The sequence below is a fragment of the Kocuria salsicia genome (genome assembly GCF_007681555.1).
Classification (GTDB): domain Bacteria; phylum Actinomycetota; class Actinomycetes; order Actinomycetales; family Micrococcaceae; genus Kocuria; species Kocuria salsicia.
In genome coordinates, this window is the sequence record NZ_VELE01000003.1 from 61,278 (window position 1) to 85,569 (window position 24,292).

Below are 24,292 nucleotides of genomic sequence, written 5' to 3' on the forward strand. Positions count from 1 at the left end.
GGGTCGGGCTGCTCCCGCGCCCGGGTTCCGAGGCGACGGCCTGGTCCCCCGTGGTGGTGTGTGGGGATCCCTCCCAGTTTAGACCAGCCCACCGTGCCCTCCGTTCCCACGTGCCACCGCTACCATGGGTGCGCTGAACCCGGAACATTGGAGGCCACGGTGGAGAACCCCTACGCAGAACGCCGCAGCGTGGAACTGGACGGCTACCGCGTGCGGTACTGGTTCTACGACGCGGACAGACAGCGCAAACCGTTGCTCGTGATGCTCCACGGCTTCCGCGGCGACCACCACGGGCTGCAGCTGATAGCGAGCGCCCTGCGGGAGAGGTACCACGTGGTGGTCCCGGACCTGCCCGGCTTCGGGCGCTCCGAGCCGTTCCCGGACCGGGAGCACTCCGTGGCGAACTACGTCAACTTCACCCGCGCGTTCATCACCGCCCTGACCGACGGCGCCGTGTCCCCGGAGTCCGACACCGGCGTGGTGCTGCTCGGGCACTCCTTCGGCTCCACCGTGGCCGCCCACTTCGCCGCCGCCCACCCCTCGATGGTCGAACGCCTCGTGCTCGTGAACCCGATCTCGCAGCCCGCGCTCGCAGGCTCCCAGAAGAAGCTGACGAAGCTCACCGAGCTCTACTACGGGGTGGGGGCCTCGCTGCCGAAGCGGTTGGGCACCCGCCTGCTGTCCTCGAACACGGTGGTCAAGCTCATGACGGACGTGATGGTCAAGTCCGAGGACCCGGAGGTCACGCGCTACGCCCTTCGCCAGCACCAGGCGTACTTCAACGCGTTCGCCAACCGGCAGGTGGTCAGCGAGGCGTACCAGGCCTCGATCTCCCGCACCGTGGCGGAGGTGGCCATGCAGCTGAGCATGCCCACCCTGCTGGTCGTGGGCGAGCTGGACGACCTCGGTTCCGTGGACTCCCAGCGCACCATGGCCTCGTGGATCCGCAGCCACAGCCTGAAGATCATCCCCGGTGTGGGCCACCTGATCCACTACGAGACCCCCGTCCTGGCCGCGCAGCACATCGAGGAGTTCTTGGCCTCCCCCGCACCCGAGCCGCTGGAGGGCTACGACAAGCTGCCCCACGCGGACACCACCGTCTCCACCCCGGACCAGCTCACCGGGATGCTCCCGGCCGTCACCGCGGACGACGGCGCACGCCAGTTCGCGCGCGAGACCCGCACCCGCGGACTCGGGGGGACGGCGGCCCCCGCGGACGAGCACCACGTGAACGATGACGCGCGTCACCGGGACGGGTCCCGGCCGAAGTGAAGCTCCTCTTCGACGCCCGCTACATCCGCACCGACCACCACGACGGCATCAGCCGCTACAGTGCCGAGCTGCTCACCGCCACGGCCCGCGCCGTGGCCGAGGACCCCCGCGTGCGGCTGTGCGCGCTGATCAGCGACCCCGCCCAGGCCGCGTACCTTCCCGAGCTGCCGACCATCACCGGGCCGTCCGTAACCTCCCCCGCGGAGGCACTCACGGCGCTCGCCGTGAACAGGCACGCACCCGACGTCGTGTTCTCCCCCATGCAGACCATGGGCTCCCTGGGCCGCCGCCACCGCCTGATCCTCACGCTGCACGACCTCATCTACTACGAGCACCCCCAGCCGCCCGGTGATCTGCCCCTGCCCGTGCAGTGGGGGTGGCGCGCCTACCACAAGGCGTGGTGGCCCCAGCGGCTCACCCTGAACCGCGCGGACGCCGTGGCCACCGTGTCCGAGACGTCACGGCAGCAGATCCTCGCGCACCGCCTCACGAAACGGGACGTGCGCGTGGTGGCCAACGCGGCGCCGTCGTCCGGGATCCCAGGGGCCGAGGCGCTGCAACGGCTCGAACGCCGCGGCACGGACCTTGTGTACATGGGATCGTTCCTGCCGTACAAGAACGTGGAGACCCTGCTGCGCGCCATGGCCCACCTGCCGGGGCACACGCTGCACCTGCTCTCCCGGATCACCCCCGCGCGGGAGGCTCAGCTGCGGACGCACGTCCCCGAGGGCGCGCACGTGGTCTTCCACCGCGGGGTGGGCGAGGACGAGTACCGCGAGCTGCTCACCTCGTGCGCCGCACTCGTCACGGCTTCGCGCGCGGAGGGCTACGGGCTGCCGCTCGTGGAGGCCTTCGCGCAGGGGGCCCCGGTCGTGTGCTCGGACCTGCCGATCTTCCACGAGGTCGCCGGGGACGCCGCCGGCTACGCCCCCTCGGACGACGACGCCGCGTTCGCCGCCCGGGTGCGCGAGCTCACCGATCCCGGTGTGGCCCGCGAGCGCGTCCTCGCCGGACTGGAACGGATCCGTGAGCACACGTGGGGGGACTCCGCCCGGGACCTGCTGGACCTGGCGTGGGAGCTGCACCAGCGCGGTTGAACCGCTGTGCACAGTTCCCCCGTACTCGCCCCCCGGTTCTCGGCCCTGGGGTCTTCAACCCGGAAGATTTCAGCAGCCAGTGCTCCGGACGGTGACCGGGGGTGCCGTGGGCGACCCGCTCAGGTGCGCACCACCCGTTCCCGCAGCAGCACCTGGGCGAGGGCGTCCAGCGCAATGCCGAGCAGTCCGATGGCGAGGATCACCACGAGCATCTCGTCGTAGGCCAGCCGGTCCCGGGCATTGAGGATCTCGTAGCCCAGCCCGGTGCTGACCCCGAGCATCTCGGCGGGCACCAGCACGACCCACGAGATGCCCAGTGCCAGACGGACCCCCGTCATGACGTGGGGCCGGATACTCGGCAGCACCACCGTGCGCAGCCGCTCGAACGGCGTCGCCCCCAGGGTGCGCGCCACGCGCAGGTGGGCCGGGTCCAGAGCGGCGACCCCCGCCGCGGTGTTCAGGGCGATCGGCCACACCGCCGCGGCCGCCACGAGGAAGAGCACCGGCGCGCTGCCCACCCCGAACAGTGCCACCGCCACCGGAGCCCACGACAGCGGCGAGACCATCCGCAGGAACTGCACGACCGGCGCACTCGCCCACCGCACCCGCTGCCACGATCCGATCACCAGCCCCAGCGGCACCCCGAGCACCGTGGCCAGCAGCAGTCCGCCGAGCAGCCGCCACAGGCTCGTGGCGGCGTCCTGCAGCACCACGCCGCGTTCCAGGAGCGAGCCGACGGCGTCAGGCAGCTGTTCGGGGCGGAACGCGGCGATCATCGTGGACCCGCCGGCGGCGGCGTGGGTGAACACCCACCACACGGCCACGCTCACGAGCACCCCGAAGGCGCCCCAGGCCACGGCCGCACTACGCTCGGCACCCCGGGTCGCCCGTCCCCGGGAGCTGGCGCGCGACGTGGCCCGGGAACCGTGCGCTCCGGGCCCGTTGTCGCCCGAGGCAGTCGAGCCAACCCCGTCCGACGACCGCGCGGCGTCGGGATCCGTGCGTGTGCTCTCGGGCGCGCTGCGGGACGTGCGTCTCATGCCTGGATCTCCTCGGTGCGTGTGGTGCCGTGCAGCCCGAAGACACCCCAGCCGCCCGCCTTCGCGATGCTGCGGGTCACCAGGGCGTCGTCCACCAGTTCTCGGTGCGCGGCGGCCGGGTCGAGCTCGGCGAGGAAGCCCTCGGGGGCGTCCACCACCGTGTCCTGCATCGCGCGCACCAGCTCCTGCGTGAAGCTCGGGTACGGGTAGGGCCGGAAGTCCAGTGACTCGCCGTGCCACCCGGGATGGTGCAGCGCCCCGGTGTGCTCGGCGGCCGAGTAGGTCAGGGCGCGCTGGATCACCGGCTTCGGCTGCGGGAGATAGCCGGAGGCCAGGACCGCCGCCGTCTCGGGGCGGTTCGTGCGCGCCCACGCCTGAGCGCGGACCAGCGCGTCCATGAAACCCGCCGCCTGATCGGGGCGCTCCCGCAGCAGCTGCCCGCGCAGCACGGTGACGCAGCACGCGTGGTCACGCCACACGTCCCCCAGGAACCGGTGGATCGTGCCCACGTGCTTCGCCTCCGCGGCCGCGTTGAACGGGTCCGCGACCACGTAGCCGCCGATCACCCCGTTGCTCAGGGCGGGCAGCATGTCCGAGGGGGCCATCGGCACCAGGGCCACGGTCTTGGCGCTCGTGGACGGGCTCTCGCGCATCACCGGGGTCAGCCCCTCGGCACGCAGCATCTTCTGCACCACCACGTTGTGGATCGACCACCACGCGGGAATTGCCACGGTGCGCCCCGCGAGACCCGCCAGCTCCGTGATCTCCGGGTGCACCGTCAACGACGAGCCGTTCGTGTGGTTCCACGCCGTGATCCGCACGTCCGCCTGCAGGCCGTAGCGCATGTACAGCGCCATGGGCATGAGCATGTGGATGGCATCCACCTTGCCCGCCACGAAGGCCTCCGACAGTGAGGACCAGCTGCGGAACAGGACGGGCCGCGCGACGGCCACCCCGGCGTCGTCGTAGTAGCCGTTGGCGTGGGCCACCAGCAGGGGCGCGGCATCAGTGATCGGCAGGTACCCGATGCGCACGGGCCGTGAGCCGTCGTCACCACCGCTGCCGGTGCGGGTTCCCGTGTAGAGGGAACCGGCGCCCCAGGCCGCACCCGTCAGTGCCACCGCCGCGGTCCCAGCGCGCAGGACGGCCCGCCGTGTGGTGAGCGGCCCGCTCATATCTCCCAGGTTCCCGCCTCGTCGTCCGTGCCGCGGTACGTCGCGAGAATCTGTCCGGCCGTGGTGCCGTCCTGGGACGGAACCCACTGCTGCCGGAAACCGCGCGGTCCGGCGAAGAAGCCGATCCGGTCCCCCAGCGCCATGGCCTCGGCGACGTCGTGCGTGACCAGGAAGACCGTCAGCCCGAGGTCAGTGGTCAGCTGCCGCAGCCACTGCTGCAGGTCCTCGCGGGTGGCGGGGTCCAGCGCACTGAAGGGCTCGTCGAGCAGCAGCACGTCCGGGCGCACAGCGAGGGCCCTGCCCACGGAGACCCGCTGGGCCTGGCCGCCGGAGAGCTCCTGCACGGGGGTGTGGGCGAGGTGGGAGAGGCCGAGGATCTCGAGCAGCTCGCCCACGCGCTCGTCGTCGAAGCGGTCGCGGTTGCGCCGGTACCTGCCGCCGAGGGCGATGTTGCGCCGCACGGACAGCCAGGGGAACAGTGCCGGGGACTGGAAGACCACGGCGAGGCGGGCGTCAGGGTCTGAGAACGCGATGCTGCCAGCGTCGAGGGTCTCGAGCCCGGCGATGGCACGCAGCAGGGTGGACTTCCCGGAGCCGCTGGGGCCCAGCACGGCGAGGGTCTCGCCCCGGTGCAGGGTGAGGTCCACGCCGTCGAGGGCGGGGTCGGAGGCCCCCGGGTAGGTTTTGCTGACACCGAGCACCCGAAGCGCGGTGCCCGGGTCCGTGGTCACCGCGGCGCCGTCGCGCCCGTGCCCGGACCTCACCCGAGCCTGCGCAGTTCCCACCGCAGGTGGCCTTCCGTGGGTGACTGGACGGGCAGGAACGCTGCCTCCCGTGCGCGGCGCGCCGTGGGCGAGGACAGCGCGTAGCCGCGGCCGCCCACGATCTTCGCCTCCAGGCGGGTGGCCTCGCCGGTGAGCAGGGCTGCGTCGAGGCGCAGCTGCAGGAGCTCGAGGGGTGCGGCGGCACGCGGTTCCCGTGCCAGGCGCACGAGATCCGCGCGAAGGCGCTGCTGCTCCGCCACGGCGTCGTCCAGGTCCTCGCGGAACATCTCGCCGACGCCGCCCAGGTTCTCCCGCGCGCTCGTCAGCGCCGCCGCGGAGAGTCCGAGGCAGAACGAGGTCTGCAGCAGCAGGAACGGTCCGCGGACCGTGGCCAGGAACCCGGGGACGTCCTCGGTGAGGACGTCCTGCTCCGCGTCGATCTCCACGCCCTCCAGACGCAGGATGCCGGACGCCGTGGCGTTGAGCGCCATGAGGTTCTCCAGCGGCCGCACGCTGACCCCGGGCAACGCCACCCGGGTGCGGACGATCGCGGGGCGTCCGTCCTCCCGGACGACCGGCAGGATCACGACGGCGTCCGGGTACAGGTTCGAGGCCCACGGCACGGTGCCGTCGAGCACCAGGTGGTCCCCCCGGCGGGTGAGCGTCACGGGGATCTCACCGATGCCCGCCGCGGCCTTGAACGCCGGTGCCATGGCGGAGCACAGCGGCACTTCGCCGGTGCGCAGCTCAGACGCGACGGGCGCCCCCACCGCGTCGAGGTACTCCAGGCCGGAGCGGTGGCCCCACAGCGAGAACGCCGTGGCCGTGCACTCGGCCGCGAGGTCGAAGACGACGGCAGCCTGTCCACGCAGGTCCCCGCCCCCGAGACCCAGGTCCAGCAGGCCCCGCTGCCCGAGCTCGCGCAGGGTCTCGAACGGGGTGGTGTCCGCCTCGTCGGTGGCCCGGGCACGCTCGGCCGCGCGTGCCCGGACCAGGCCGTGTTCCGGGTAGTCGGTCAGCGGGGCCAGGAGATCCTGGTCGGAGGCAGTCTCGAGGGTTGCCGAAGCACTGGACTGGGACATGGGTTCCGTTCTGACGGGGCGTGCGCCGGGTGCCGCGGCCCGTGGTGGGCGGCGGCACCCGGTGGTGGTGACGGGTGGACGCGGGACTCAGACCTCGAGCTTGAACATCCGGTCGAAGGGGGTGCTCACGGCCGCGCGGGCACGTACCACGGCGTCCTCGTCCGGTGCGTTGTAGAAGCACAGGCACTTGGCGGTGTCCTCACGCACGTAGGTGCGCAGGAACGACACCTCGGGAACCTCGGCGTACTTGGGCGAGTTCGCCTTCTTGCGGGCGAGGTACTGGTCCATGGTGATCTCGGCGGGGATGTCCCACTCCACGAGGTAGTCGGTCTGGCCACGGAGCTTCTTGATGTCCTCGAGCTCCGCGCCCACCAGGCGCACCTCGTCCGGGCCGGTGACCTCGGTAACGGAATCCCCCAGCGCCGTGCGCACGGTCTGCGCAAGACCCTCGGGCGTGTCCTGCTGCGTCTCCACAACGACGAACACGCGAGCGTGGTCCGCCGTCACCTGGGACTCGATGAGCTCGGCGGAGGCCTGCGCGACAGCGCTCGACGTCGCGTCGATGATCGAGCGCACGGCCTCCTTCTCGGCCACGGCGGGAACTATTTCAATGAGCTGCAACGACATGCGGATCCTTTCGGGAACGGGTCTGCGGCGATGACTCGCGCGCACGCCGGGACTCTCTGCCCCGGTGCGCGGTGCCACCCCGCGTGAACGTGCCCTCCACCGTAGGACTGCCATGTTCGCCCCGTGCAGGAGGATTAACAGTTCGACACATTGGACTGAGCAGGTCAGCCAGTCCTGGTGCACGCATGCGGTCCCGGTCCCGCCTCGCGATCCGCGGCACGTCAGGCTCCGCCGACGGCGGCTGTGACGCGCCCTACAGCAGGTCGGCGACGTCGCAGCGCACCGTGACCGGCGCGTGTTCGCGCAGCGCGGAGGCGCGTGCCTTCTCCGCCCGCAGGGCACCGGTGACCCGCGGCGCGATCCCGAACCCAAAGAACAGAAGCGCACAGTAGAGCCGGTTCCCGCCGCGCTCCGGGGAGCCGGCGACGTCGACGGCATCCTGAGTGGCGGGCTCGGCTAGGTCCGCACCGTTTCCGGGTGTTTGCTCCACCGGCGCTGGCCCGACCACGCGAACACGCTCGGGCAGTGCGAGGTCACGCAGAGTGGCCTCCACGGCGTCGCGCGGGCCGGTCAGCGCCGCGGTCCGTACCGCTGGCGGCAGACCCAGCTCATGACGCTCCTGCAGCTCCCGCGCGGAGTGCCCTGCCGGATCCCAGCGCACGAGCGCCGAGACGGCGCGGTCCTGGTCCGCCGTGACCACCACGGTGCCCCCGTCGGAGGACGACCGCACCAGGGCGGCCGCGTTGAACCACCGGCGCAGGGTCTGCTCCTCCGCGCGGAGCCAGGGTCGCGCGAGCATCTGGTTGCCGTCCAGCAGCAGGGCTGCCGCGTAGCCGCCCTCGGCCACGGGTTCGGCACCCGGCGTGGCCACCACGAGTGCAGGTGCAGACCCCACTCGCGCACGCACCGTGCGCTCGCTCGAGGAGATCACCGGTACCTGGGGGAAGGCGCGGCCCAGCTCCTCGGCAGTGCGCCCCGCGCCCACCGAACTCAGACGCACCCGCGCGAACCCGCACTCCGCGCACCGCCAGTCGTGGGCCTGGCGACCGCACCAGCTGCACACGGGCACCGCCTGCGCGGAGCTCAGCGCCAGGGGCCCGTTGCACGCGCGGCAGCGCGCGGGAGTGCGGCAGCGCTGGCACGCGAGCACCGGTGCGTAGCCCTTGCGGGCCACCTGCACGAGCACCGGGCCGCGCTCCAGCCCCGCGCGCGCCACCCGGAACGCCTCCTGCGGCAGCCGGGCCCGCGCCGCAAGCGGGTCCCGCTCACTGTTGAAGGAGTCCGACGTCGCCTCGATCCGCGGGGAGAACCGCCGCAGCACGGACCGGGGCGGAGCCACCCGCGCCGCCCAGCCCGTGGTCACGAGCCGCTGCGCCTCCGGGCTCACAGCGTGGCCGGTGAACAGACTCGCGAGCCCCTCGCGCTGCGCCCGCAGCAGGAGCACGTCGCGCGTGTGCTGGTAGGGCGCGCGCTGCTCCACGAAGTTGACGTCCCCGTCGTCGTGGCAGCACACGAGAGCGAGGTCCTGCACCGGGGCGTAGGCCGCCGAACGGGTCCCCACGGCCAGCTTCTTGCGGCCCAGGGCGAGCTCGAGGAAGCCTCGGTAGCGCGGGGTTGGGCCGTCACCGGCGTGCAGCCGGACGACGGCGTCCTCCCCCACCAGCTCGTGGAGCGCCTTCTCGAGGCGGTCAAGGCCCTTGTGGTCCGCGACCACACCCACCGCGCCCCGGCCAGCGGCGTAGGCCGTGGCCATGGCGTGGGCCGTGAGGAGCGCCCAGTCGTGGTCGGGGGCGGCGGGCAGCACCTCGACGACGGCGCGCGCGGGCTCGCCCGCCGCCACCGCGGCGATGTACTCGGGGCCGCCCTTGTAGTGATCCCAGAGGGCTGGCGACGGCGCGTGGGCGGGTGAGGTGTGCGCAGGCGCCTCGTGGGCGGGAAGCGAGTCCGCCCGCAGCGGGTCACCAGATGACGCTTCGGCAGGCAACGGGTCTGCCCGCGGAGGGGCGGCGGCATCGGTGGGGGCCGCCGATGAGGCAGCCTCGTGAGAAGGGTTTCCCGGTGCTTGACCGGTGGTTGAGGACGTGACCTCGCCGTCCCCGGACTGTTCCGCCGAGGAGAACTCCTTGTCCACCCGGGCGACCCGCGGGGCGATGGCCACCCGCAGCACGTCCGCGGCAGTTCCCGCGCAGCGGTCCGCCACGGCCTGCGCGAGCTCCACGATCTCGGGCCGTGCAACGGGCAGGGGGCTGAGCACCCGACGCACGGGCAGCAGACGGTCCTCGGGGACGTCCGTGTGCGCCACCCGGTGCACGATCCACCCGGACATCTTGCGGCCCGAGAACAGCACGGACACCTTGGAGCCCACCACGGCCTGCGTGTCCAGCGCGGCGGTGACGCGGTAGTCGAAGAGCCGGTCCAGGTGGGGCACGTAGGCCTCCAGCAGCACCTGCGCCACGGGGTTCTCGGGGGCTGTGCCCTCGGAGCCCACCGCGCGGCGGACAGGTGCCGCAGCAGCGTCGCGCCCGGTGCCCGCAGCAGGGGCCTTCGCCGGCCTCGCCACGGCCTGCGAAAGTCCCGCGAGGGTCAGCTGCTCTCCCGGCTCGTTGGCCCCGGCAGCAGCCGCCGGTGCGGACTCGGTCGGACCGGACCCCTGCTCGGGCTCCGGGGTCACAGACCCGCGGCGGAACGCAGCTCCTGGACGCGGTCCGTGCGCTCCCACGTGAAGTCCGGGTCGTTGCGGCCGAAGTGGCCGTGGGCGGCGGTCTTGGCGTAGATGGGGCGCTTCAGGTCGAGGTCCTCGATGATGGCCAGCGGGCGCAGGTCGAAGACCTCCGTGATGGCCTTCTCGATCCGCACGGGGTCCATGGTCTCGGTGCCGAAGGTCTCCACGTAAAGACCCACCGGGTGCGCCTGGCCGATCGCGTACGCCACCTGCACCTCGGCACGGCGCGCGAGGCCTGCCGCCACCACGTTCTTGGCCACCCAGCGCATCGCGTACGCGGCGGAGCGGTCCACCTTGGACGGATCCTTGCCAGAGAACGCGCCGCCGCCGTGACGGGACATGCCGCCGTAGGTGTCCACGATGATCTTGCGCCCGGTCAGCCCGGCGTCCCCCACGGGCCCGCCGCGCACGAAGTTCCCCGCGGGGTTCACAATGATCCGCGCGCCGGAGAGATCCAGTCCGGACTCCTCCAGCACCGGGTTCACCACGCTCGAGGTGATGTCGCTGGTGAGTTGCTCGAGGTCGTAGTTCTCCACGTGCTGGGAGGAGACCACCACGGTGTCCACGGACACCGGCGTGTGACCGTCGTAGCCGAGGGTGACCTGGGTCTTGCCGTCCGGGCGCAGCCCCGGCAGCACGGCGGTCTTGCGCACGCGCGTGAGCTGCTCAGACAGGCGGTGCGCGAGCAGGATCGGCGCGGGCATCAGGGCGTTCGTCTCGTCCGAGGCGTAGCCGAACATGATGCCCTGGTCCCCGGCGCCCTGCGCGTCCCGTGGGTCCTTGGCGGTGCCCGTGCGCTCCTCCAGGGACGTGAAGACGCCCTCGTAGATCTCGTTGGACTGCTCCCCCACGCTGATGGACACGCCGCAGAACTCGCCGTCGAAGCCGTGGACCGAGGAGTTGTAACCGATGTCCAGCAGGGTCTTGCGCACGATGTGGGGAATGTCCACGTACGCGTCCGTCTTGACCTCGCCCGCCACGTGCACGAGGCCCGTGGTCACCATGGTCTCCACGGCCACCGAGGACTCCGGGTCCTCCGTGAGCAGGGCGTCCAGGATCGTGTCCGAGATCTGGTCGCAGATCTTGTCCGGGTGGCCCTCGGTCACGGACTCGGAGGTGAAGATTCTCAGGTGCTCACTCGATGCTGTCACGGAAGACCACACTACCTGCAGGCTCAGACGTGGAGTTCGGAGGCGATCCGGGCCACCACGAACCGTGCCACCTCGTCCTTCGTGCCGCGCGCACCGGACTCGTCCTCCGAGTGCGCCGAGAGGACCACAACCTCGGTGTCGTCCCGGCCGAAGACCTTGTCCGTGCCCACCTCGTTGAGCACGAGGAGGTCGCAGCCCTTGCGCCGCAGCTTGGCGCGGCCGAAGTCCAGGACGGAGCGCTCGGCGTCGCCCGTCTCCGCGGCGAAGCCCACCACGAGCTGCTCCCGGCCCTGCTCGTTGCGCAGCGTCACCAGCTCCCGCAGGATGTCCGGGTTGCGCACCAGGCGGATCACGGGGTCCGTGCCGTCCTCGGACTTCTTCATCTTGTGCTCGCCCACGGTGTCGGGGCGGTAGTCGGCCACGGCAGCGGCCATGACGACGACGTCGCAGCCTTCCGCCGCGGCCAGGCTCGCATCGCGCAGCTCCAGCGCCGAGGACACGCGGGTGACCCGGACGCCTTCGGGCAGCGGGGTCTCCACGTGCGCCGCGATCAGGTGCACGTTCGCACCGGCGTCGCGGGCGGCGCGGGCGATCGCGATCCCCTGCTTGCCGGACGAGCGGTTGCCGAGAAACCGCACGGGGTCCAGGGCCTCCCGTGTACCCCCGGCGGTGATGAGCACGCGCCGACCGGCCAGGGCGCGGGTGCCGGGCCCGGCGGCCTGGTCGGCCGCACCGTGAGCGACGGGTTGTCCGGTCCCCCGGGGCGGTTCGTCCAGGAGCGGTTCGTGCTGGTGCGATTCGTCCAGGCCGTGCCCCTCGGCGGTGTGGGCCGCGGGGGCAGACCCGGTGCGGTCAGCGACGAGCGCCAGGGCGGCATCGACAATCTCCCGGGGCTCCGGGAGCCGGCCGGGTCCGCTGTCCGCGCCCGTCAGACGACCCGAGGCCGGTTCCAGCACCGTGTGGCCGTGCTGGCGCAGCAGTTCCACGTTGCGCCGGGTGGCGGGGTTCTGCCACATCTCGGTGTGCATGGCCGGGGCCAGGAGCACGGGCGCAGCGGTTGCGAGCACCGTGGTGGTGAGCAGGTCGTCAGCGTGGCCGTGGGCGATGCGCGCCATCAGGTCAGCCGTGGCCGGCGCGATGACCACGAGGTCCGCCGCCTGACCCTGCGCCACGTGGTTGACGGTGTCCACGCGCTCAAACACGGAGTCCGTCACAGGCTCACCGGTCAGCGCCTCCCACGTGGGTGCGCCCACGAACTCCAGGGCGGAACGCGTGGGCATGGGCACGACGTGGTGGCCAGCCTCGGAGAGGAGGCGGGACACCAGGGCGGCCTTGTATGCGGCAATGCCCCCGCCCACACCAAGCACGATGCGCAACGAAGCGCTCGGGCCGGAGGGGACGGGGGCGGGGCCGGTGGAGTTCACCGTCACTGCTCGGTGGGCTCCGTGGAGTCCTCGGTGGCCTCCTCGGCCACGGTCTCCGTGACGGTCTCGGTGCCCTCGGGGTGCTGCTCCTCGGCAACCTGCACGCCGTCCGAGAAGACCGCCGCGCTGCCGGCATCCTCACCCTGGGCGAAGAAGTCCCCGGTGAACATCTCGGTGGCCGTGGGCTCGTCCGAGACCAGCTGGCCGTTGGGGGTGAAGCCCCCGTTGGTCACGTGGTCGGCCTCGATCAGGCCCTCGTCGATCTCGCGGAAGGCGATGGACAGGGGCTTCTCGTTGAGCTGGGTGTCCACGAGCGGGCCCACGTACTCGAACAGGCCCTCGTGCAGCTGCGAGTAGTACGCGTTGATCTGGCGGGCGCGACGCGCAGCGAAGATCACCAGGCCGTACTTGGAATCCGTCTTGTCGAGCAGCCGGTCCACGGGCGGGTCGACGATGCCTTCGTTGTTCATGCTCACGTGTGTCAGGACTCCTCTGAAGTGCAGGTGGATGTCTGTGCTGGCTCGGGGTGGACCGCGCAGGTCCCCGGACGCAACGGGCTCAGCGGCCCTGTTCGTCCGGCAGCCCCATGAGAGCCACGAGTTCGGCGGCGGCGCGCTCCACGGTGTCGTTGACCACCGTGTGGTCGAACTCCGAACGTGCCGCAAGTTCCAGTTTAGCCGTTTCCAGGCGTCGCTGCTGCTGCTCGGGGGTTTCGGTGCCCCGGCCCACGAGCCGCTGCACCATCTCCTCCCAGCTGGGCGGCGCCAGGAACACGAAGCGCGCGTCCGGAAGGCTCTGGCGGATGCTGCGCGCGCCCTGCAGGTCGATCTCCAGCAGCACGCTGCGTCCGGCGGCCAGCGCCTCTTCCACCTTGTGCCGCGGTGTGCCGTAGCGGTGCAGGTTGTGCACCACGGCCCACTCGAGCAGGTCGTGGTCCTCGATCATGCGGTCGAACTCGTCGTCGCTCACGAAGAAGTAGTGCACGCCCTCCACCTCTCCGGGCCGCGGGGCCCGGGTGGTCGCGGAGACCGAGAGCCACACCTGCGGGTAGTGGTCCCGGACGTAGGTGGAGACCGTCCCCTTTCCCACGGCCGTGGGGCCGGCCAGGACGGTCACGGTGGGCGACGGGGTCACGGAATACCTCCAGCGGAGCAGTGGTGGACGAGCGGTCGGCTCGTCCGCCACTGTACCAACCACCGGCCGCACCGACCCGGCGGGGTACCGTCAGGCGCGACGTCGCCCGCAGGCCAGTGCCGGGGCCGGGGGGCTCAGTGGTCGAGGTACTCCACGAGCGCGCGGCGTTGGTGCTGGCCCAGCCCGCGCACGCGGCGCGTGGGTGCGATCCCGATGTGCTCCATGATCGCCGCGGAGCGCACCTTCCCGATCCCGGGGGTTGCCTCCAGCAGCTCGGTGACCTTCAGTCGGCTGACGGCCTCGTCCGTCTCACTCCTGGTGAGGACGTCCGCGACGCTCAGCGAGCCGTCCCGCAGCCCCTTCTTGATCTCCGCCCTCGCGGTCCGTGCCGCGGTGGCCTTCTCCCGAGCGTGCGCGCGCTCTTCATCCGTCAGTGGCCGTAGTGCCATGCCCAGCTCTCCTCCTCGTGTGCCTTCACCCCCGGGTGCGCCCGTGTTGGGGGGGGGTGGCGCACCGGGGTGGTCACCCTGAAAGTACCCGACGCGTTTGCCCCGGTAAACACGGTGAACGCCCCCTGACGTGGCCGGACGGCTCACGGTCAGGGGGCGTTCCCGAGGTTGGACGGGTCAGCGCAGGGCGGCGGAGAGCTCCTCGCTGGAGCGCCGGATCGCTTCCCGCAGGGCAGCCGCGTCCGGGCCGTGAGCGAGGATGCCGCGCGAGGAATTCGCGAGCACTGCCGGTCTGACGTGCTGGAACACTGCCGCGAGGTCACCCGCCCCCGCGCCCTGGGCGCCGTATCCCGGTGCCAGGATCGGCCCGTCGAGCGCGCTTAGGTCGATGTCCAGGCGCTCGAGCGCGTCCCCCACAGTGGCCCCCACGACCACGCCGCACGAGCCGAGAGCGCCCCTCACAGGCGACGTCACGATTTCGTCACGATTCGCGAGACCCGCCCGCGCGGCGTCGTGGGCTCCCACCTGGGACGACGCCGCCGCGTCGCCCCAGGTGCCGGGCCGCGCGCCATCGTGCGCCACGACGTCGCGTGCGGGCGCGTTCTCGTGAGCCACCGCGTCGAGCACGGCCCCCGCCACGGAGCTGGTGCCGCCCACGTGCTGGACCGCCGCGCCCTCCGGGTTGGAGGTCAGCGCCAGCACGAACGTGCCACGGCCAGTCTGCCGCGCGAGGTCCAGGGCAGGGCGCAAGGACTCGAACCCGAGGTAGGGGCTGAGCGTCACGGCGTCGGCGGCCAGGGGCGAGTCGTCGGCGAGCCACGCCTGGGCGTAGGCCGCCATCGTGGAGCCGATGTCCCCGCGCTTGGCGTCCGCGATGCTGAGCACCCCTGCCTCACGGGACTCCCGCAGCACTCGTTCGAGCACCGCAAAACCCGCCGAGCCGTAGGCCTCGAACAGCGCGACCTGCGGCTTGACCGCGGCGGCCAGACCCGCGGCGGCCTCCACCACGCTCAGCGCGAAGCGCTCCAGTCCCGAGACCGTGCGGGGCAGAGCCCACGCGTCCAGCAGGGCCGGGTGCGGGTCGATCCCCACACAGAGGGGACCGGTCGCGCCCATGGCCGCCGCGAGGCGGGCGCCGAAGGGCTCACGCACCCGTCCGCTCCCCCGCCACCTGGCTGCGCAGGTTCTCCTCGTGCTCCTGCAGGGAGGTCACGGACCACGAGTACTGCCGCTGCGCCGTGATTGCCTGCAGTGCGGCACCGAGCTCCGAGACCGTCGTCATGGTCGGCACGCCCACGGACGTGGCCGCGGCGCGGATCTGGTAGCCGTCTCCGCGCGCCGCCTGGCCACCTGAGGGGGTGTTGAAGATCAGGTCGATCTCTCCCGCCGTGATCAGGTCCGCCACCGTGGGGCCGTCCTCGCCCGTGTCCGCGATCTTGGCCACCACACGGGACTCGATGCCGTTGCGACGGAGCACCTGCGCGGTACCGCCCGTGGAGACGATCTCGAAGCCGAGGTCCGCAAACATCTTGACGGGGATCACCGCCGAGCGCTTGTCCTTGTTGGCCACCGAGACAAACAGCCGGCCCGCGGTGGGCAGGGGGCCGCCGGCCGCGGCCTGGGCCTTGGCGAACGCGGTGTCGAAGTACTTGTCGATGCCCATGACCTCGCCCGTGGAGCGCATCTCCGGGCCGAGCAGCGAGTCCACGACCGCACCCTCGGGGGTGCGGAAGCGGGCGAACGGGAGCACGACCTCCTTCACTGCGGTCGGTGTGTTCTCCGGCAGGGTGGTGCCGTCGTAGTCTGCCGGCAGCACGCCGTCGGCCCGCAGCTGTGCCACCGTGCGCCCGGTGCCGATCAGCGCTGCGGCCTTGGCCATCTGGACCCCCGTGGCCTTCGAGACGAACGGGACCGTGCGGGAGGCACGGGGGTTCGCCTCGATCACGTAGAGCACGTCCGAGGCCAGCGCGAACTGCAGGTTGATGAGACCCCTCACACCCACACCGCGGGCAATCGCCCCGGTGGCCTCGCGCACGCGGGCGATCACGTCGGGGCCGAGGGTGATCGGGGGCAGCACGCACGCGGAGTCACCGGAGTGGATCCCGGCCTCCTCGATGTGCTCCATGATCCCGCCCACGTAGCAGTCCCGGCCGTCGTAGAGGGCGTCCACGTCGATCTCGATCGCGTCCTCGAGGAACTTGTCGATCAGGGCGGGGCGGCTCGGGCTGATCTCCGTGGCGTTGTCCAGGTAGGTCTTCAGGGAGGCCTCGTCGTAGACGATCTCCATGCCCCGGCCACCCAGCACATACGAGGGGCGCACGAGCACGGGATAACCGATCTCGTGGGCGATCCGCCGCGCCTCGGCGAAGTCGTAGGCCGTGCCGTTCTTGGGCTGGCGCAGTCCGGCCTCGGTGAGCACGCGGGCGAACTCCCCGCGGTCCTCGGCGAGGTCGATCGCCTCAGGAGTCGTGCCCAGGATGGGCACACCCGCGGCCTTGAGGTCCGCGGCGAGCTTGAGCGGGGTCTGCCCGCCGAGCTGCACGAACACGCCCAGCAGCCCGCCCGAGCGGCGCTCGGCCTCCACGACCTCCATGACGTCCTCGAACGTCAGCGGCTCGAAGTACAGGCGCGTGGAGACGTCGTAGTCCGTGGACACGGTCTCCGGGTTGCAGTTGAGCATCACCGTCTCGTAACCGGCCTCGCGCAGCACCATGGAGGCGTGCACGCACGAGTAGTCGAACTCGATGCCCTGCCCGATCCGGTTGGGCCCGGAGCCCAGGATCATCACCGAGGGCTTCTCGTGCGGGGCGACCTCCGACTCCTCGTCGTAGCTCGAGTAGTGGTACGGGGTGAACGCCTCGAACTCCGCGGCGCACGTGTCCACGGTCTTGTAGACGGGGCGGATGTCCAGGGCGTGGCGCACCCCGCGCACCACGGACTCCTCCAGGTGCACGAGCTCGCCGATCTGCGCGTCCGAGAAGCCGTGCCGCTTGGCCTCTTGCAGGGTGGCGGGGTGCAGGTCCGGGTCCTGGCGGATCAGCTCGGCGGTCTCGTTGAGCAGCTGGACCTGGTCCAGGAACCACGGGTCGATCGCGGTGGCCTCGAAGACCTGTTCCACGGTGGCACCAGCCAGCAGCGCACGCTGCACGTTGCGCAGCCGCTGCGTGGTGGTCTCCCGGGTCTTCTCGACCAGGCGCGCCACCGTGTTGGGCCCGGGCTCCACGGCGGGCCTGGCGAAGCTGAAGGACGAGCCCTTCTGCTCCAGCGAGCGCATGGCCTTCTGCAGGGCCTCCGTGAAGTTGCGCCCGATGGCCATGGCCTCGCCCACTGACTTCATGGTGGTGGTCAGCGTGGGGTCCGCCGCGGGGAACTTCTCGAACGCGAAGCGCGGGACCTTCACCACCACGTAGTCCAGCGTCGGCTCGAAGCTCGCCGGGGTCTTCTGCGTGATGTCGTTGGGGATCTCATCCAGTGTGTAGCCCAGGGAGAGCTTCGTGGCGATCTTGGCGATCGGGAAGCCCGTGGCCTTGGACGCCAGCGCCGAGGAGCGGGAGACGCGGGGGTTCATCTCGATCACCACGATGCGCCCGGTGTCGGGCTCCACCGCGAACTGGATGTTGCACCCACCGGTGTCCACGCCCACCTCGCGGATCACGGCGATCGCGATGTCGCGCATGCGCTGGTACTCGCGGTCGGTCAGGGTCAGGGCGGGGGCCACGGTGATGGAGTCGCCGGTGTGCACTCCCACGGGGTCCACGTTCTCGATCGAGCACACGACCACCACGTTGTCGTTGGCGTCGCGCATCATCTCGAGCTCGTACTCCTTCCAGCCCAGGATGGACTCCTCCAGGAGCACCTCCGAGGTGGGCGAGTACTGGATGCCGGCGCCGGCGATGCGGTGCAGGTCCGTCTCGTTGTACGCGAGCCCGGAGCCGAGCCCGCCCATGGTGAAGGAGGGCCGCACGACCATGGGGTAGCCCAGCTTCTCCGCGGCCGAGAGCGCCTCGTCCATGGAGTGGACGATGACCGAGCGGGCGGACTCGGCGCCGCAGCGCTCGACGACGCCCTTGAAGGCCTCGCGGTCCTCACCGAGGTTGATGGCGGCGACGTCCGCGCCGATCAGCTCGACGTCGTACTTCTCGAGCGCTCCGTTGGCGTCCAGGGCGAGCGCGGTGTTCAGCGCGGTCTGACCACCCAGGGTGGGCAGCACGGCGTCCGGGCGCTCCTTGGCGATGATCTTCTCGACCGTCTCCGGGGTGATGGGCTCCACGTAGGTGGCGTCCGCGAACTCCGGGTCGGTCATGATGGTGGCCGGGTTGGAGTTGACCAGGATCACGCGCAGCCCCTCGTCCTTCAGGACGCGCAGGGCCTGGGTGCCGGAGTAGTCGAACTCCGCGGCCTGGCCGATCACGATGGGCCCGGAGCCGATCACCAGGACGCTGTTGAGGTCTTGCCTGCGGGGCATCAGTTGTCTCCTGCTTCCGGATCGGAGCCCTGGCCGGCCCGGTCCATCACGTCGATAAAGCGGTCGAAGAGGTAGGCGGAGTCGTGGGGACCGGCCGCGGCCTCGGGGTGGTACTGCACCGAGAACGCGGGGATGTCCTCGCAGCGCAGGCCTTCCACCACGTTGTCGTTGAGCCCCACGTGGGACACGGCCACCCGGCCGTAGCGGGACTCGGGGGCGGTCACGGTCTCGCCCACTGGGGCGTCCACGGCGAAGCCGTGGTTCTGGGAGGTGATCTCCACCGTGCCCGTGGCGAGGTCCATCACGGGTTGGTTGATGCCGCGGTGGCCGAAGGTCAGTTTGTACGTGCCGAAGCCGAGCGCGCGACCCAGCAGCTGGTTGCCGAAGCAGATTCCGAAGAACGGGATGCGGGCGTCGAGCACCTGGCGCAGCAGGGCCACCTGCTCGTCGGCGGTCGCCGGGTCACCGGGACCGTTGGAGAAGAACACACCATCCGGGTCCAGCTCGCGGAGCTGCTCGAAGGTCACGTCCGCGGGCACCACGTGCACGCGCACCCCGCGCTCGGCGAGTCGCTGCGGCGTCATGGACTTGATGCCGAGGTCCACGGCGACGACGTCGTGGCGCACCGGGGCGTCCCAGCCGTGCTCGGAGGGCTCCACCACATAGGCCTCGTCCACGCTCACGTGCTCCGCGAGCGAGCGTCCCGCCATGGCGGGCTGCTCGGCCACCTGCTGCACGAGCTGCGCGGTGGGCTGCTCGGCGGCCTCCCCGGAGAAGATGCCGGCGCGCATCGCACCCTTGTTGCGCAGGTGGCGGGTCAGGGCGCGGGTGTCCACGCCCTGGATCCCGGTGATGCCCTGCTCGGCGAGCTCCTCGTCCAGGCTGCGCTCGCTGCGCCAGTTGGAGGGGCGGCGGGCGGGGTCACGGACCACGAAGCCGTTCACCCAGATCCTGTGGGACTCCATGTCCTGCAGGTTCACGCCCGTGTTGCCGATGTGCGGCGCGGTCTGGATCACGATCTGCCCCGCGTAGGAGGGGTCCGTGAGCGTCTCCTGGTAGCCGGTCATCCCGGTGGCGAAGACCGCCTCGCCGAATGCCGTGCCGGGGGCGCCCCAGGCACGGCCACGGAAGACCGTGCCGTCCTCGAGGACCATGACGGCCGGTTCGATGCGTGGTGAGTTCATGGTGAACTCCTTTCGTTGAGCATGCTGGGAGGCTCCTTTGCGGTGCCGTCCCGGGATCAGGTTCTCGGGGTGTCTTCTCGGGTTCTGTGCTCAGGCGTCCAGCAGGGCCGACGCCGCGTCCTCCAGTTCGCGGGAGCCCTCACCGGTGCGGGCGCGGAAGCCGGTGTCCACACGGGTGTCCCCCAGGTCCCACGTGAGCACCACGAGTCCGCCGCGCTCCACGAACTTGCCGACCATCCCGGAGGCGGTCGACACAGCGCGCAGATGCTCCCGGGGGATGAAGACGTCCGGGGCGCCCTGGCGGTTGAGGAACACGCCCTCGGGTGCCACCACGGCCTCCGCAGTGGTGCGCACGCCGAGGCCGTGGCTCGCGATCCGCTCCAGCGGCTGGGAGGCGTAGGTGGTGACCACGTACATCCCGTCCACCCGGGCCGTGGCGCGCTGCATCAGGTCCCGCGGGGCCTGCGCCACGGGAGGCAGCCCCGACTGGCGTCGCACCCGACCCCGCCAGCCCCACCAGAGCAGGGCGAAGAGCACCACCACGATGAGGATGGTGAGCAGGGTGGGGACGAGCTTGTCCGACATCGAGACAGAACCTTTCGTGAACGCGCGGGGATCAGCGGGCCAGGGGGGTGGTCAGTTCCCCGTCCAGGACAACGGGGTGGCCGCGGTAGAACGTGGCGCGCACAGCCCCCGGCAGGTTCATCCCCCGGTAGGGGCTGTTGCGGCCCTTGGAGACGTGGCTCGCGGGGTCCACCGTCGTGGAGCCCTCCGGGTTCCACAGCACGATGTTCGCCGGCGCGCCGGGCTCCAGCTTCTGCCCCTGGTCGGAGAGCCCGAGGATCTCGGCCGGACGGTGGGACATGATCTGCGCCACCCGCTCCCAGCCCATGAGTCCGGTGTCCACGAGGGTCTGCTGCACCACGGCCAGAGCGGTTTCCAGCCCGGTCATCCCGTGGGCCGCGCAGCTCCACTCGCACTCCTTGTCCTCTGCGGGGTGCGGCGCGTGGTCGGTGCCGACCACATCGATCACGCCCTCGGCGACGGCGCGGCGCAGGGCCCGGACGTCCTCGTCCGTGCGCAGCGGGGGGTTGACCTTGTAGACGGGGTCGAAGGTTCGCACGAGCTCGTCCGTGAGCAGCAGGTGATGGGGGGTCACCTCGGCGGTGACGACCACTCCGCGCTCCTTGGCCCAGCGCACGATCTCCACCGAGCCAGCGGTCGAGACGTGGCACACGTGCAGGCGGGAGTCCACGTGCTGCGTCAGCAGCACGTCCCGGGCGATGATCGCCTCCTCGGCCACCGCGGGCCAGCCCGTGAGGCCGAGGTCCGCGGACACGGTGCCCTCGTTCATCTGCGCGTCCTGCGTCAGGCGCGGCTCCTGGGCGTGCTGCGCGATGATGCCACCGAAGGACTTCACGTACTCCAGCGCCCGGCGCATCAGGAGGGGGTCGTGCACGCACTTGCCGTCGTCGGAGAACATCCGCACGCTTGCGCGGGACTCGGCCATGGCGCGCAGCTCCGAGAGCTGCGTGCCCTCGAGGCCCACGGTGACCGCGCCCACCGGGTGGACGTCCGCCCAGCCCGCGTCGCGGCCCAGGCGCCAGACCTGCTCCACCACGCCAGCAGTGTCCGCCACGGGGTGGGAGTTGGCCATTGCGAAGACGGCGGTGAACCCGCCCTTCGCCGCGGCACGGGTGCCGGTCTCCACGGTCTCGGCGTCCTCGTGGCCTGGTTCACGCAGGTGGGTGTGCATGTCCACGAGACCGGGCAGTGCGACGGCGCCCGCGGCGTCGACGGTCTCGGTCCCCTCGGGCGCCTCCAGGGTTCCGGGGGCGCCCACGGACGCAATGACGCCGTCCGTGACGAGGATGTCCGCCGGCTCACCGCCCTCGGGGCGGGCACTGCTGATCAGGTAGGAGCTCATGGGACCGCCTCAGTTCTCGCTCGGGTAGGGGGTGCTCTCGTCTCCGGAGAGCAGCTGGAAGAGCACGGCCATGCGCACGGAGACGCCGTTGGACACCTGTTCCAGCACGGTGGAGCGCTCCGAGTCTGCGGCCTCGGAGGAGATCTCCAGGCCGCGGTTCATTGGACCGGGGTGCATGAACACCGTGGGCGCGCCGAGGGCCTCGAGACGCTGCACCCGCTGGGAGGTCAGCCCCCAGCCCCGGGTGTACTCGGCCTCGCTCGGGAAGAACGCCGCGTTCATCCGCTCACGCTGCAGCCGCAGCATCATCACGGCGTCCGGAGCCTCCGCCAGCACGGCGTCGAGGTCGTAGGAGACCTCGCACGGCCAGTCGTCCATGGCCACGGGCAGCAGCGTGGGCGGGGCCACGAGCGTGACCCGGGCGCCCAGGGCCGTGAGCAGCCACACGTTGGAGCGGGCTACCCGCGAGTGCAGCACGTCACCCACGACCACCACGTGCATACCGTCCAGGTCCATGCCCGTCGTGGGCGTGCCCGTGCGGCGGGAGCGCACCTGGCGCAGCGTCATCGCGTCCAGCAGCGCCTGCGTGGGGTGTGCGTGCTTGCCGTCCCCCGCGTTGACGACGGCGGCGTCGATCCACCCGGAGTCCGCGAGCTGCTGCGGCGCGCCGGAGGACGCGTGGCGGATCACCACGGCGTCCGCGCTCATGGCCATCAGGGTCTGGGCGGTGTCCTTCAGGGACTCGCCCTTGGACACGGACGAGCCCTTCGCGGAGAAGTTGATCACGTCCGCGCTCAGCCGCTTGGCCGCCGTCTCGAACGAGATCCTCGTGCGCGTGGAGTCCTCGAAGAACAGGTTCACCACGGTGCGCCCGCGCAGCGCGGGCAGCTTCTTGACGGAGCGGGAGGACACGGCGGCCATCTGGTCCGCGGTGTCCAGGATCTGGACGGCCTCCCCGTAGGAGAGCTCGGCAGTGGAGAGCAGGTGCCTCATCGGCTCGTCCCCTCCCCCGCGGCCTCGGCGTCCCTGGCGACGTCCGGGTCCGAGGCCACCGGCGCGTCGATCACCACGCAGTCCTCGTGGCCCTCAGCGCGCGTGTCCGGGTCCGTCTCGCGCAGCAGCACCCGCACCTTCTCCTGAGAGGAGGTCGGCAGATTCTTGCCCACGTGGTCCGCGCGGATCGGCAGCTCGCGGTGCCCGCGGTCCACCAGGACGGCCAGCCGTACGGCCCGGGGCCGACCCACGTCCACGAGGGCGTCGAGCGCAGCGCGGATGGTGCGCCCGGAGCACAGGACGTCGTCCACGAGCACCACGGTGCGCCCGTCGATCCCGGAATCTGGGATCAGCGTGGGCTGCGGGGTGCGGGCGGGGTGGCGGCGCAGGTCGTCGCGGTACATGGTGATGTCCAGCTGCCCCGTGGCGGCGCGGGCCGTGAAGTCGGGGTCGATCTGCTCGAGCCTGGCCGCGAGGCGCTGGGCCAGCGGGAAGCCGCGACGGGCGATCCCCAGCAGCACGAGGTTCTCCGAGCCCTTGTTGGACTCCAGGATCTCGTGGGCGATCCGGGACAGGGCCCGGTCGATGTCGGATGTCGAGAGGATCACTCGGGAGACTGTGCTCCCCGGTGCCTGCTCGGCGTGTTCGGGCACGCTCACGTGCCGCCTCCTTCCCCGCCTCACTGAACGGAATTTAAAGGGTGCGATCTGTCTTTGAAGCTACCACACGGAAAAACCCCGGCCCGTGGGGTCCACGAACCGGGGTCACGGTCTCAGTCGTCCAGCAGGGACGGCTTGACCTTCTGCAGACGGCCCAGCAGGCCGTTGACGAAACGGGGCGAGTCGTCAGTGGACAGCTCCCGCGCCACGGCCACCGCCTCCGCCACGGCCACGCCGTCCGGGACGTCGTCGTTGTAGAGAAGCTCCCACGCGCCCACGCGCAGGGCGTTGCGGTCCACTGCGGGCATCCGCGAGAGCTCCCAGCCCTGCGAGTAGGTCTGCAGGAACTCGTCGATGTCCTCGCGGCGCCCGTCCACGCCCTCGAGGATCTCCACGGTGTAGGGCTGGATGGGCGAGGTCGAGTTCTCCCGCCGGCGCACCAGGGCGTCGCGGACCGACTCGTCACGTTGTTCGGCCTCGAAGAGGATCTCGACGGCGCGGACCCGGGCCTTGCTGCGTGCCCCGCTCACTCGTTGACGCGTCCCAGGTAGTCGCCGGTGCGGGTGTCCACCTTGACCTTGGTGCCCTGCTCGAGGAACAGGGGGACCTGGATCTGGTAGCCGGTCTCCACGGTGGCGGGCTTCGTGCCGCCCGTGGAGCGGTCACCCTGCAGGCCGGGCTCGGTGTAGGTGATCTCCAGGACCACCGAGGGCGGCATCTCGATGTACAGCGGCGCGCCCTCGTGGATGGCCACGGTCACGTTCTGGTTCTCGAGCATGAAGTTCGCCGCGTCCCCCACCACGACACCCGGGACAGTGATCTGGTCGTACGTGGAGTTGTCCATGAACACGTAGTCCTCACCGTCCTGGTAGAGGTACTGGTACTCGCTACGGTCCACCGTGGCGGTCTCGATCTTGGCACCCGCGTTGAACGTCTTGTCCACCACCTTGCCGCTCGTCACGTTGCGCAGCTTGGTGCGCACGAACGCGCCCCCCTTGCCGGGCTTGACGTGCTGGAACTCGATGGTCTGCCAGAGGTTGCCGTCGAGTTTGAGGATGGTGCCGTTCTTGATGTCGTTGCTGGTTGCCACGGTGTCACTTTCTCGTCGGGAACGTCTGCGGGCGGGA

Annotated in this window: 22 protein-coding genes; 2 read left to right on the forward strand and 20 right to left on the reverse strand. The window is 71.2% G+C overall.

Features of this window, described 5'->3' with window-relative positions:
- The first annotated feature begins 159 nt into the window (after positions 1-159).
- Entirely contained in the window at positions 160-1,272 is a 1,113-nt protein-coding gene (locus FS770_RS06710; protein ID WP_144942897.1) for an alpha/beta fold hydrolase, read from the forward strand.
- Entirely contained in the window at positions 1,269-2,369 is a 1,101-nt protein-coding gene (locus FS770_RS06715; RefSeq protein WP_144942896.1) for a glycosyltransferase family 4 protein, read from the forward strand. Before FS770_RS06710 ends, FS770_RS06715 begins: the two co-directional genes overlap by 4 nt.
- A 119-nt stretch (positions 2,370-2,488) precedes the next feature.
- Here FS770_RS06715 and FS770_RS06720 read toward each other — a convergent pair whose 3' ends face one another.
- The 20 genes from FS770_RS06720 to efp all read right to left on the reverse strand — a co-directional run bounded on the left by FS770_RS06720 (position 2,489) and on the right by efp (position 24,255).
- The gene (locus FS770_RS06720; RefSeq protein WP_222126496.1) at positions 2,489-3,409 is read right to left on the reverse strand and encodes an ABC transporter permease; all 921 of its coding nucleotides are present in this window, start codon (positions 3,407-3,409) and stop codon (positions 2,489-2,491) included.
- Positions 3,406-4,584, reverse strand: coding sequence for an ABC transporter substrate-binding protein (locus tag FS770_RS06725; protein WP_144942895.1), 1,179 nt, complete (start codon positions 4,582-4,584; stop codon positions 3,406-3,408). Before FS770_RS06725 ends, FS770_RS06720 begins: the two co-directional genes overlap by 4 nt.
- Entirely contained in the window at positions 4,581-5,348 is a 768-nt protein-coding gene (locus FS770_RS06730) for an ABC transporter ATP-binding protein (RefSeq protein ID WP_244944793.1), read from the reverse strand. The genes FS770_RS06725 and FS770_RS06730 overlap by 4 nt, the downstream gene beginning before the upstream one ends.
- Positions 5,345-6,430, reverse strand: a complete 1,086-nt coding sequence (locus FS770_RS06735) for an acyl-CoA dehydrogenase family protein (protein WP_145010766.1) — start codon at positions 6,428-6,430, stop codon at positions 5,345-5,347. Before FS770_RS06735 ends, FS770_RS06730 begins: the two co-directional genes overlap by 4 nt.
- 87 nt (positions 6,431-6,517) lie before the next feature.
- Entirely contained in the window at positions 6,518-7,057 is a 540-nt protein-coding gene (locus tag FS770_RS06740) for a DUF4242 domain-containing protein (RefSeq protein ID WP_055084676.1), read from the reverse strand.
- A 253-nt stretch (positions 7,058-7,310) separates the two neighbouring features.
- Complete coding sequence (locus FS770_RS06745) at positions 7,311-9,728, reverse strand: primosomal protein N' family DNA-binding protein (protein ID WP_186366718.1); 2,418 nt, start codon at positions 9,726-9,728, stop codon at positions 7,311-7,313.
- Positions 9,725-10,930: a methionine adenosyltransferase gene (gene metK / locus FS770_RS06750; protein ID WP_145010769.1), complete on the reverse strand. Its 1,206-nt coding sequence runs from the start codon at positions 10,928-10,930 to the stop codon at positions 9,725-9,727. The genes FS770_RS06745 and metK overlap by 4 nt, the downstream gene beginning before the upstream one ends.
- 23 nt (positions 10,931-10,953) lie before the next feature.
- The gene (locus FS770_RS06755; protein WP_144942951.1) at positions 10,954-12,306 is read right to left on the reverse strand and encodes a bifunctional phosphopantothenoylcysteine decarboxylase/phosphopantothenate synthase; all 1,353 of its coding nucleotides are present in this window, start codon (positions 12,304-12,306) and stop codon (positions 10,954-10,956) included.
- Between the two features lie 50 nt (positions 12,307-12,356).
- Positions 12,357-12,830 (reverse strand): DNA-directed RNA polymerase subunit omega, encoded by a 474-nt coding sequence (gene rpoZ / locus FS770_RS06760; RefSeq protein WP_055084672.1) that lies wholly within the window; start codon positions 12,828-12,830, stop codon positions 12,357-12,359.
- Positions 12,831-12,912: 82 nt separating this feature from the next.
- Entirely contained in the window at positions 12,913-13,488 is a 576-nt protein-coding gene (gmk, locus tag FS770_RS06765; protein WP_055084670.1) for a guanylate kinase, read from the reverse strand.
- 134 nt (positions 13,489-13,622) lie between these two features.
- Positions 13,623-13,937, reverse strand: a complete 315-nt coding sequence (mihF, locus tag FS770_RS06770; RefSeq protein WP_055084668.1) for an integration host factor, actinobacterial type — start codon at positions 13,935-13,937, stop codon at positions 13,623-13,625.
- A 177-nt stretch (positions 13,938-14,114) separates the two neighbouring features.
- Positions 14,115-15,053 (reverse strand): orotidine-5'-phosphate decarboxylase, encoded by a 939-nt coding sequence (gene pyrF / locus FS770_RS06775; RefSeq protein ID WP_055084717.1) that lies wholly within the window; start codon positions 15,051-15,053, stop codon positions 14,115-14,117.
- A 28-nt stretch (positions 15,054-15,081) separates the two neighbouring features.
- Positions 15,082-18,402: a carbamoyl-phosphate synthase large subunit gene (gene carB, locus FS770_RS06780; protein WP_144942891.1), complete on the reverse strand. Its 3,321-nt coding sequence runs from the start codon at positions 18,400-18,402 to the stop codon at positions 15,082-15,084.
- Positions 18,402-19,586: a glutamine-hydrolyzing carbamoyl-phosphate synthase small subunit gene (carA, locus tag FS770_RS06785; RefSeq protein WP_144942890.1), complete on the reverse strand. Its 1,185-nt coding sequence runs from the start codon at positions 19,584-19,586 to the stop codon at positions 18,402-18,404. The genes carB and carA overlap by 1 nt, the downstream gene beginning before the upstream one ends.
- A gap of 90 nt (positions 19,587-19,676) precedes the next feature.
- Positions 19,677-20,171 (reverse strand): PH-like domain-containing protein, encoded by a 495-nt coding sequence (locus FS770_RS06790; RefSeq protein WP_144942889.1) that lies wholly within the window; start codon positions 20,169-20,171, stop codon positions 19,677-19,679.
- Between the two features lie 31 nt (positions 20,172-20,202).
- Positions 20,203-21,513: a dihydroorotase gene (locus FS770_RS06795; RefSeq protein WP_145010771.1), complete on the reverse strand. Its 1,311-nt coding sequence runs from the start codon at positions 21,511-21,513 to the stop codon at positions 20,203-20,205.
- Positions 21,514-21,522: 9 nt separating this feature from the next.
- Positions 21,523-22,506, reverse strand: coding sequence for an aspartate carbamoyltransferase catalytic subunit (locus tag FS770_RS06800; RefSeq protein WP_094393894.1), 984 nt, complete (start codon positions 22,504-22,506; stop codon positions 21,523-21,525).
- A complete protein-coding gene (gene pyrR / locus FS770_RS06805) occupies positions 22,503-23,165 on the reverse strand; it encodes a bifunctional pyr operon transcriptional regulator/uracil phosphoribosyltransferase PyrR (protein ID WP_094393892.1) in 663 nt (220 codons plus the stop codon). Before pyrR ends, FS770_RS06800 begins: the two co-directional genes overlap by 4 nt.
- Positions 23,166-23,278: 113 nt before the next feature.
- Positions 23,279-23,695 (reverse strand): transcription antitermination factor NusB, encoded by a 417-nt coding sequence (gene nusB / locus FS770_RS06810; protein WP_055084653.1) that lies wholly within the window; start codon positions 23,693-23,695, stop codon positions 23,279-23,281.
- Positions 23,692-24,255, reverse strand: coding sequence for an elongation factor P (gene efp / locus FS770_RS06815; RefSeq protein ID WP_055084651.1), 564 nt, complete (start codon positions 24,253-24,255; stop codon positions 23,692-23,694). The genes nusB and efp overlap by 4 nt, the downstream gene beginning before the upstream one ends.
- Positions 24,256-24,292: the final 37 nt, after the last annotated feature.

What these genes read in the sequence shown, in the direction of transcription:
- FS770_RS06790 (WP_144942889.1), bottom strand. Translation starts at nt 20,171, where the DNA reads ATGTCGGACAAGCTCGTCCCCACCCTGCTCACCATCCTCATCGTGGTG.
- mihF (WP_055084668.1), bottom strand. Translation starts at nt 13,937, where the DNA reads ATGGCACTACGGCCACTGACGGATGAAGAGCGCGCGCACGCTCGGGAG.
- FS770_RS06800 (WP_094393894.1), bottom strand. Translation starts at nt 22,506, where the DNA reads ATGAGGCACCTGCTCTCCACTGCCGAGCTCTCCTACGGGGAGGCCGTC.
- carA (WP_144942890.1), bottom strand. Translation starts at nt 19,586, where the DNA reads ATGAACTCACCACGCATCGAACCGGCCGTCATGGTCCTCGAGGACGGC.
- carB (WP_144942891.1), bottom strand. Translation starts at nt 18,402, where the DNA reads ATGCCCCGCAGGCAAGACCTCAACAGCGTCCTGGTGATCGGCTCCGGG.
- FS770_RS06795 (WP_145010771.1), bottom strand. Translation starts at nt 21,513, where the DNA reads ATGAGCTCCTACCTGATCAGCAGTGCCCGCCCCGAGGGCGGTGAGCCG.
- FS770_RS06725 (WP_144942895.1), bottom strand. Translation starts at nt 4,584, where the DNA reads ATGAGCGGGCCGCTCACCACACGGCGGGCCGTCCTGCGCGCTGGGACC.
- FS770_RS06740 (WP_055084676.1), bottom strand. Translation starts at nt 7,057, where the DNA reads ATGTCGTTGCAGCTCATTGAAATAGTTCCCGCCGTGGCCGAGAAGGAG.
- FS770_RS06720 (WP_222126496.1), bottom strand. Translation starts at nt 3,409, where the DNA reads ATGAGACGCACGTCCCGCAGCGCGCCCGAGAGCACACGCACGGATCCC.
- pyrF (WP_055084717.1), bottom strand. Translation starts at nt 15,053, where the DNA reads ATGGGCGCGACCGGTCCCCTCTGTGTGGGGATCGACCCGCACCCGGCC.
- FS770_RS06735 (WP_145010766.1), bottom strand. Translation starts at nt 6,430, where the DNA reads ATGTCCCAGTCCAGTGCTTCGGCAACCCTCGAGACTGCCTCCGACCAG.